Annotated in this window: 9 protein-coding genes; 3 read left to right on the forward strand and 6 right to left on the reverse strand. The window is 51.5% G+C overall.

Going from position 1 to position 7889, the window contains the following annotated elements; genetic code table 11:
* Nucleotides 1-1145: NDP-sugar synthase (locus tag QCH34_RS03225; RefSeq protein WP_300329998.1), on the reverse strand; the 1145-nt coding region annotated here is incomplete at its 3' end.
* Nucleotides 1146-1232: 87 nt separating this feature from the next.
* Between QCH34_RS03225 and QCH34_RS03230 the strand changes: the two genes are divergently transcribed.
* Both QCH34_RS03230 and QCH34_RS03235 read left to right on the forward strand, forming a co-directional pair.
* Nucleotides 1233-1718: a YkgJ family cysteine cluster protein gene (locus QCH34_RS03230; RefSeq protein ID WP_300330001.1), complete on the forward strand. Its 486-nt coding sequence runs from the start codon at nucleotides 1233-1235 to the stop codon at nucleotides 1716-1718.
* Nucleotides 1711-1977 (forward strand): hypothetical protein, encoded by a 267-nt coding sequence (locus tag QCH34_RS03235; protein WP_300330004.1) that lies wholly within the window; start codon nucleotides 1711-1713, stop codon nucleotides 1975-1977. Before QCH34_RS03230 ends, QCH34_RS03235 begins: the two co-directional genes overlap by 8 nt.
* Before the next feature lie 7 nt (nucleotides 1978-1984).
* On the opposite strand, the gene QCH34_RS03240 is transcribed toward QCH34_RS03235, so the two are convergent.
* A complete protein-coding gene (locus tag QCH34_RS03240) occupies nucleotides 1985-2329 on the reverse strand; it encodes a type II secretion system protein E (protein ID WP_300330007.1) in 345 nt (114 codons plus the stop codon).
* A 12-nt stretch (nucleotides 2330-2341) separates the two neighbouring features.
* Nucleotides 2342-3820, reverse strand: a complete 1479-nt coding sequence (locus tag QCH34_RS03245; RefSeq protein ID WP_300330012.1) for a cobyric acid synthase — start codon at nucleotides 3818-3820, stop codon at nucleotides 2342-2344.
* 119 nt (nucleotides 3821-3939) lie between these two features.
* Here QCH34_RS03245 and yciH point away from each other — a divergent pair, with 119 nt between their 5' ends.
* A complete protein-coding gene (yciH, locus tag QCH34_RS03250; RefSeq protein WP_292734391.1) occupies nucleotides 3940-4245 on the forward strand; it encodes a stress response translation initiation inhibitor YciH in 306 nt (101 codons plus the stop codon).
* Nucleotides 4246-4292: 47 nt separating this feature from the next.
* On the opposite strand, the gene QCH34_RS03255 is transcribed toward yciH, so the two are convergent.
* From QCH34_RS03255 to QCH34_RS03265, 3 genes are all read right to left on the reverse strand, one after another.
* Nucleotides 4293-5276 (reverse strand): type II secretion system F family protein, encoded by a 984-nt coding sequence (locus QCH34_RS03255; RefSeq protein WP_300330016.1) that lies wholly within the window; start codon nucleotides 5274-5276, stop codon nucleotides 4293-4295.
* A 1-nt stretch (nucleotide 5277) separates the two neighbouring features.
* Entirely contained in the window at nucleotides 5278-6201 is a 924-nt protein-coding gene (locus tag QCH34_RS03260) for a type II secretion system F family protein (RefSeq protein WP_300330019.1), read from the reverse strand.
* On the reverse strand, nucleotides 6188-7889 hold a 1702-nt coding region (locus QCH34_RS03265; RefSeq protein ID WP_300330022.1), incomplete at its 5' end, for an ATPase, T2SS/T4P/T4SS family. The genes QCH34_RS03260 and QCH34_RS03265, both read right to left, overlap by 14 nt.

Consider the following 7889-nt stretch of genomic DNA (forward strand, 5'->3'; position numbering starts at 1 on the left):
TTGAGGACGTACTCTTTCACCACGTCACCATCGGGTATGAGAACCTCAGGCCAGAGCCGGGTGCGTGAATGAATGACGACGCCATCTCCAAGATTTGCACGTGGCCCGATCACCGTATCATGCTCGATCGAACAGTTTTCGCCAATGCGTACATCATTATCGATGATGCTCCCGCTGACGGTGGAGCCAGGCCCGATTGAGACTCCCGAGTAGAGCGATGAGGAGAAGATCTTTGCCCGGCTATTGATGCTGCAATGATCCCCGATGGATGTGTAGGGACCGATGATCACATCCTCCCCGATTGTTACCCCTTTTCCGATAGAGACCGGCCCGATAACGCGTGATCGCGGTCCGAGGGTGATCGAATCACCAAACCTGACGGGACCTGTGATCTGGGCATCCTCAACACTCAGGTTGCCCTGTATTGTGGTGATCCCGACATCATTCAGCTTCCATCTCTCGGCCTGCCTGAGCATCGAGGGGGATCCGACATCGGTCCAGTTTCCTCTGGCAAGCCATCCTTTCAGTTGATATCCTCTGTTCATCAGGTCAGGGAAGAGATTACGGGCAAAATCATATTTGGTTTTCTCCGGTATATACTCAAAAATCTCGGGATTGCAGACGTACATCCCGGTGCTGGCGAGGTTTGAGAAGACTTCTCCGGGCCCCGGCTTCTCCTTGAACCGCTGGATGGTGAAGGTTGCATCGATCTCTGCAATCCCATACTCGCAGGGATCATCGATCCCAATCAGCCCGATTGATGCGATCGCATTCATCTTCTTATGTTCGCGGTAAAATTCGAGGAGATTGATATCCGTGACATGATCTCCCCCGACGACCAGAAATGGCATGCCATCAAGATACTCCTGCGCATTTTTTACTGATCCCGCCGTTCCAAGCTTCGTCTTCTCCTCGACATAGGTGATCTCGGCGGAGAAGAGTGAACCATCGCCCAGCACCTCTTTTATCCGATCGCCAAGATATCCAAGCGTGATGACGATATCAGTAAATCCGAGATTGGCGAGGTGCACAACAAGATGCTGGATGGAGGGGATCCCTCCTATTGGTATACAGGGCTTTGGCCGCTCAAACGTCAGCGGACGGAGGCGTGTCCCTTCACCCCCGCACATGATGCAGACTTTCATGGTAAGGAGATATAACCCCGTATCAATTAAATGACATTGATCTGCTCTCCGGATACCCTTATCACTCTTCAGCATGAGAGAGAATGCATGGGTTCTGAGTTCACCTGCACCCTCTGCGGCAGATGTTGCAATGGTTTTGGCCGTTATATTACGATTAACCAGAAGATCGGGGGCGCATACGGATGCTCCCTCTCCCTTACAAAAGAATCCTTCATGGCGGTTCTCGATCCGGGCAGATCTGATCTCTTCTCTGATACTTCATACCAGAATGAGCATCCTCATGCCTGCCCGTTCCTCAGGAGAGAAGATGATGAGAGGGTCATCTGTACGATCTACCGGTCACGGCCGGTATTCTGTCGTGACTATCTCTGCTGTACGGGGAAGGTGATGCGTCAGGATGTCCTCTGCGGCGAGATGAAGGGGAGGCGTGATCTGAAAACCGAAGATCCCGGCCTTCAGGAGGAATGGATATGCCTGAAGGAGCGGTATGGTAGTGCAGCCGATTCGGATTGGAAGGAGGAGGTCAGAAAGGCTTTGACCACATCAGGATACAAGGTGATCTTCTATGAGTGAAGAAGGGATGCGGATACTGGAGGTGAAGGGGGAGAAAGTTCCCTGCCTCCCGGAAAAGTCGGTTACTCTTGATCGGTGCCGCTTCTGTGCCCATTCGCGCTATTTCGAGGTGAATGGAATACGGATGCCCTCGCCTGCACGGGCATACTGTTCACGGAGCGGTGCAACAGATGAGGTGGATCTGAAAGCGGTCACACGGGTCTGGTGTGATGATATGGTAGGTGAAGGCTACCGCAGTATCATGTCGATCATCAGCTGATTTCAGATCAGAGACCCTTCCAGAACTCCCACCATCTCCGGGTCTCCTGCGGAACTGGCAGCTGATCTTTCTGCCATTTCAGATCGAGGATATGGTGTACAACCCGGATCTCTTTTTTGAGATCCACAACAGCATCAGTCAGGCTCTCCAGTGAGCGGTTGATCACCTTCACCTCCTCAAAGCTCCTCTCCCGCGGCACCGGAACAAATGAGTTGTCTTCGGTATATTTCTCAACACCCGCCTCAATAAGCCTTAAAATTGCCTCATTCCTCTCGATCCTCTTTTCAGTGGCGAACTGTTCGATCTGATGTGCCAGATCGTTCTCAAGGGTAAATGAGATCCGAATACTCATAAGGTAACCTCCTTAATCTGCCTGTTCATTGCTTCTCTTCTCCCCCGGAATAACCGGGGCCGCCAGCTCAACAATCGCATTCATATCGAGATGCTCCTCCAGATGACGGGCAAGATGGTCATAGGGATCAGTTCTCTCCTCTTCGGTATAAATCAGTCCCTTCTTCCCATAGAGGTACTGAAGCAGGGCAGTAACAGCAGATGCATTCTGGAAGAGGCCGTGGAGATAGGTTCCAAAGACCAGCCCGTCATCTGATACCGATCCATCTCCCTCGAATGCTTCGGTTCCTCCGGCGCTGATCGTCTCGCCCATATGGATCTCGTATCCGCTCACCTCCCCCATTGCACCCAGGATCGGCCCAACCTGCCGTGCCTGTCGTGTCACCCGGATCGTTGTCTTCTGGTACTCCGAGAACGACGTCTCAACAGGCAGCATATTCAGACCATCATATACTGCCTCACCACTGGATTCGATGCCCTTGTCATAGATCCTCCTCCCGAGCATCTGGTATCCCCCGCAGATACCAATCACCGGCACACCACGTTCCCGTGCTTTTGCTATCGCATCGCCTGTCCCGGTTCTCCTGAGATGCAGGAGATCCTCAACAGTATTTTTTGTTCCAGGTATGATGATGCAGTCATAGGTATCGAGCGGATCACCGGGCCGGACATAGGTGACAGACGTGGATCGTTCAAGTGCTTCAAAATCTGTGAAATTCGATATCCGTGGCAGATGGATGATTCCTATCCGGATCGGAGATGATGATGCGCGTTTGTCGGAGAGCGAGAGCGAATCCTCACTTGGGAGGTTGAGATCGGTAAAAGGAACAACCCCGAGCACCGGAACCAAACAGGTCTCTTTGATAAGATCGATTCCTGAAGCAAAGATCTCGGGATCACCCCTGAATTTGTTGATGATCACACCGGCAACGAGGGAACGAACTTTTGGCGGAAGGAGGCTGATCGTCCCATACAGCTGGGCAAAGACCCCTCCCCTCTCGATATCTGCTACAAGGATGATTGGGATTTGAAGTCTTTCCGCAAGCCGTATATTGGCAATATCACGATCATAGAGGTTCAGCTCTGCTGCTCCACCCGCCCCTTCGCAGATGACACATCCTGTCTCTGCCATGAGATCCTCGTACGCAGCGACTGCCACTTCAAGAAGCGCGTCAGTCTCCTTGTAATAGTCACGTATCGGGAGGTCACGATAGGGTTTTCCAAGGACGATCACCTGTGAGATGCTTTCAGCTTTTGGCTTTAAGAGGATCGGGTTCATCTCAGCGACCGGCTCGCGGTGTGCAGCGATCGCCTGCATCGCCTGGGCAATACCTATCTCGCTGCCATCTGCTGTGACGTAGGAGTTGAGGCTCATATTCTGCGCTTTAAATGGTGCGACTGTATATCCACGATTGAAGAGCGCACGGCATATACCGGCAACAGTGACACTTTTTCCGACATGGGAGGCGGTTCCAAGCACCAGAAGTGACATGGTTCATTTGTTCTCTCTCCATGAAGATAAAAAGGGACATTCTGATCTTCTTCGATCCCGCACACTCTGCCTCCTCCCAGCGCATACAATAAATAGAGATGAACGTCCAGTACTGGTTAATGAACAGTGGCATCTGCCCAAAATGTGGCCTTCCGAAAGAGCTGTGTATCTGCGAAGAGGTCGCCAAGGAACAGCAGAGAATTCTCGTGAAGATCAACCGGAGACGGTATGGGAAAGAAGTGACCGTTGTAGACGGTCTCGATCCCTATGAGATCGATCTTGAAGATCTCTCAAAGTTCCTGAAGAGCAAACTTGCTTGTGGAGGAACCGTAAAAGGAAATACCATCGAGTTGCAGGGGAATCACCGTGACCGCGTGAAAGATCTGCTCTCTCAGAAGGGGTATAAAATTGATAATATAAATTAATTCCCTCCCTCCTTCTTCTCTCAATTCCCCGTTTTTTTATATTCACGTTAGATGGCGAACCGAAAGACCAGCCAGCCGATCAGGACCATCATGGCTGAGAATTTCAGTCCTGCCATTGCCCTCCCCTCACCCATCTGGCCTGCGACAAGCCCGGAGAAGAAGCCCTGCAGGATGACCGCGTGCGAGAAGATCCTCTTATAAAAGTCAATATCAATCGATGCCATAAATCCTGCACCGGCACCGGATGCCTCTGCGGCCCTGCCTGCTTCTGCCATTGTACCGAGGAATGTGCTGGTCAGAATGCCGATGACGAACATGTAGACGAAGAAGGATATGATAATGATCACAATATAAATGAACATATTGTTTAATCGATCGGTCTTCAGGGTGACAAACTCGTAGGTATCGATTGCTGCTGCACGGAGGACATTTGAGATATCTCCTCCGGCCCTGCTCGCTTTTGCGATCAGATCCACACTCCTGGTTGCAAGAGGCGTCTGTATTCTTTCACCAAACCGGAGCATCGCCGGAACAAACGGAACATTCCATGACATCTCCTGATCCAGGCGACGGATATGCGGTGTCAGGGCGCCATATTCTGCGCGGGAGACAAGGGCAACGGCTCCGGGCAGTGTCATACCGGATTCATTCATCCCTGCAAGGTCACGGAAGAAGTTTGGGAGTGCGGACTCAAGGCTCCTCTGCCGGCGATCATCAAAAAAGTCGAGGAGGGCAAGTGGGGTGATGATCAGGAGCGTTGTGACGATCAGGATGTCATCAATTATGGTCGTTCCAAGAACAAAATTCAGGCCGAACTGCTGATAGACGATGAAGAACCAGATGAGGGCGATTACGAGCGAGAGGGGAATTGTCAGATAGAGTGAATGGATGGGGTTTTTGATCAGTGATTGAACCGGGTGCTGTATAAAACCCGAAAATCCCCTCTCTTTTTTACTACGCCTCTCGATCTTATCGTGGATGTTCCTGTCGGCATCAATCTCTGCTACCTGTCCCTGCCTTCTCCACCTCATCTCAGACCTCCGGAGTCATGGAATCGATCATAACAAGGAACATGGCACTTCCAAACGGCATGATCAGGTAGATGATCACATAGAGGAAGATCGGATCTCCCCCACCGGAGAGCATCGACATCACCGATTGCAGAATGACGAGAAAGAGTGTTCCTGCAACGAGGGCTGTTACATAGGATTCGGATATCAGCCCCAGTGTGTCAAGGAATGCCTTCTGCTGCTGCCGGTTCTCAATGGCATACTGGTTTGCCTTCAGTTTGAAGTACTCAGTCAGGTTGCTTCCGCTTGATATTGCCCCCATTGCTCCCTGCAGAAACTCTTTCAGCCGGTCACTTGGGGTGATTGTCGAGACGACCCGTAATGCATCGATGAGATCGCGCCCGAATACATCGATCTCACGGGCAATATACCGGGCTTCAGCGGCACTCTCGCCATAGACTGGTGATTCTCCAAGAAGGCGGAAGATCTCGGCGGGGGTGATCCCGGCGGTGGACATTGCGGTGATATAATTGATCGCGTGTGGAAGGCTTGCATCTATCTTCCTCTTCCTCTCACCTGCCATAATCGGGGGGTACATCAGGAAGAGAAAATACGTCGATCCGGACACAACCATCAGGGTCAGGAGCGTGATTGCAATGGTCCCGACGATCAGGAGCAGATCCGCATATTCGTAGACGACAACGGGGAGCGATCCGCTGTAGGTGATCAGGTTCGGAATCTTAAAAAAATAGCTGAGGACTCCGGCAACTACAGCGGCAAGAACTCCGGCTATTGCCGAGGTTAAGGTTGCTGATGCAAGGTAGGCCTCAAATGGCACTTTGTGGCGGGCAGAGATGAGACTTCCATGTAGTTCGATGTAATTCTCTTTCTTCTTCCGCATCCTCTCTCCGAGGAGGTTGAAGCAGAAGAGTTCATACCTGTTCATAGAGATCCCCTCTCACGCGGGCGATCACATCATCGGGGTTTCTGAAGTAATCCATTAAAATGGCAGAAACATCCTTATAATGCCTAATTTTCCGTATTCTCATCCATTCAAGAACCTCCTGCCTCCGTTTCAGCTCCTCCTGGATTCTCTCGTCATCCCATCCGCGCTCCTCCATGATATCCTCAAGGATATAGGATTTCCCTGAATAGGAGATCTCATCTGTCGAGGGTTTCCACCTGAAGACTTCATTGGTGATCAGTTCGTTTGTCCGTGGATCGATATCGAGGATCTCGATAATCTGCTTGTTTCTTCGGATCCTCTGCCCCCCCACACGTGCCTGAACCTGGATAGAGACGAGATCGAGTGCTGAGAGCATATTCCTTGGCACATTCATCGGCGGGTTCTCAAGCCGGTGTACAACACTTGAAACCGAATCCGCATGGGTAGTTGAGTACGTGATATGGCCGGTACTCATTGCCTGGAAGAGTGTCAGTGCCTCTCTCCCACGCACCTCACCGACAAGAAGGTATTCGGGACGCTGCCTGAGGGCAGCTCTCAGAAGTTCGTAGAGATCGATCTCGCCACGCCCACCCGTATCAAAGGAGTCGCGGGTGACACTTGGGATCCAGTTCGCGTGAGGGAGCTTCAGTTCACGCGTATCTTCGAGTGTGATGATCTTTGCAAGCGGAGGCATGAAGAGGGAGATTGCATTCAGCGAGGTTGTCTTCCCGGACGCTGTTCCTCCTGCAAAGATGCATGACTTGCCGCTCTCAACGGCAAGCCAGAGAAATGCTATCGAGAGGGGGGAGAAGGTCTTCCATTCGATGAGGTCTGTCGGGGTGATCGGCTCATCACGGAACTTCCTGATCGTAAAGGTCGATCCATGTGCAGTCACCTCGGTTCCGAGAGTCATCTGGATACGGGATCCATCCGACATTGTTGCATCCAGAATCGGCTCCGCAATCGAGATATATTTTCCAGCCCTCTGCGCAAGTTTTGTCACAAATGAATCCAGATCAACAGAACTGGTATAGCAGAGCGATGTCTTAATCGACTCATACCGGGTATGGTAGACGAAGATCGGCGACTTCAGCCCGTCACAGGAGATATCCTCAATGAACGGGTCATGCATAATCGGATCGATCAGTCCGTCCCCTATGAACTCACAATCCATCCGGTAATGGATCTTCTCCTCTTCGACAGGAGTGAGGCTGAGATCAAAGTCTTCGATGATCCTGCGGCTGGCCTCTCTGAGTAGTTTCCGTGTCTCCTCCCTGGAGAGACCACGGGTGCTGATATCCAGTGTCTCAAAGAGCCGGTTTTTAATCTCGTTGTATAACGCTTCTTCGCCTTCTGTCAGCAGGGGCTCTATGACCTGGTAGGTGTATTCATGGGAGAGGACATCGTAGAGGATTCTGATATATGCATACGGGGGGTGTACCGGGTAGAGCTCAACCTCCTCGACACCGGGCGGAGGTGTATATCGAAGATCGAGCAATGGGCCGTGGGTATCAGGATGGTACTCCTCGCGCAGACGTCTTTTAGGTGAGAGTCTCTGGAGAATGGAGGGTTTTTTCGATCCTTTCCCATCCAAAACAGGCTCATCTTTCTCTGATGGCTTCTCAATTACGACCTCTTCGGGGATGGGGATCTGTTTCTTCTCTATGACCACCTCCTGGAGTGGGATC

This window comes from Methanocalculus sp. (assembly GCF_029762515.1).
Lineage (GTDB): Archaea > Halobacteriota > Methanomicrobia > Methanomicrobiales > Methanocorpusculaceae > Methanocalculus.

Bases quoted from the DNA above. Each gene is read 5' to 3' on its own strand.
- QCH34_RS03260 (WP_300330019.1), bottom strand. From the start codon at position 6,201: ATGAACAGGTATGAACTCTTCTGCTTCAACCTCCTCGGAGAGAGGATG.
- QCH34_RS03245 (WP_300330012.1), bottom strand. From the start codon at position 3,820: ATGTCACTTCTGGTGCTTGGAACCGCCTCCCATGTCGGAAAAAGTGTC.
- yciH (WP_292734391.1), top strand. From the start codon at position 3,940: ATGAACAGTGGCATCTGCCCAAAATGTGGCCTTCCGAAAGAGCTGTGT.
- QCH34_RS03235 (WP_300330004.1), top strand. From the start codon at position 1,711: ATGAGTGAAGAAGGGATGCGGATACTGGAGGTGAAGGGGGAGAAAGTT.
- QCH34_RS03255 (WP_300330016.1), bottom strand. From the start codon at position 5,276: ATGAGGTGGAGAAGGCAGGGACAGGTAGCAGAGATTGATGCCGACAGG.
- QCH34_RS03240 (WP_300330007.1), bottom strand. From the start codon at position 2,329: ATGAGTATTCGGATCTCATTTACCCTTGAGAACGATCTGGCACATCAG.
- QCH34_RS03230 (WP_300330001.1), top strand. From the start codon at position 1,233: ATGGGTTCTGAGTTCACCTGCACCCTCTGCGGCAGATGTTGCAATGGT.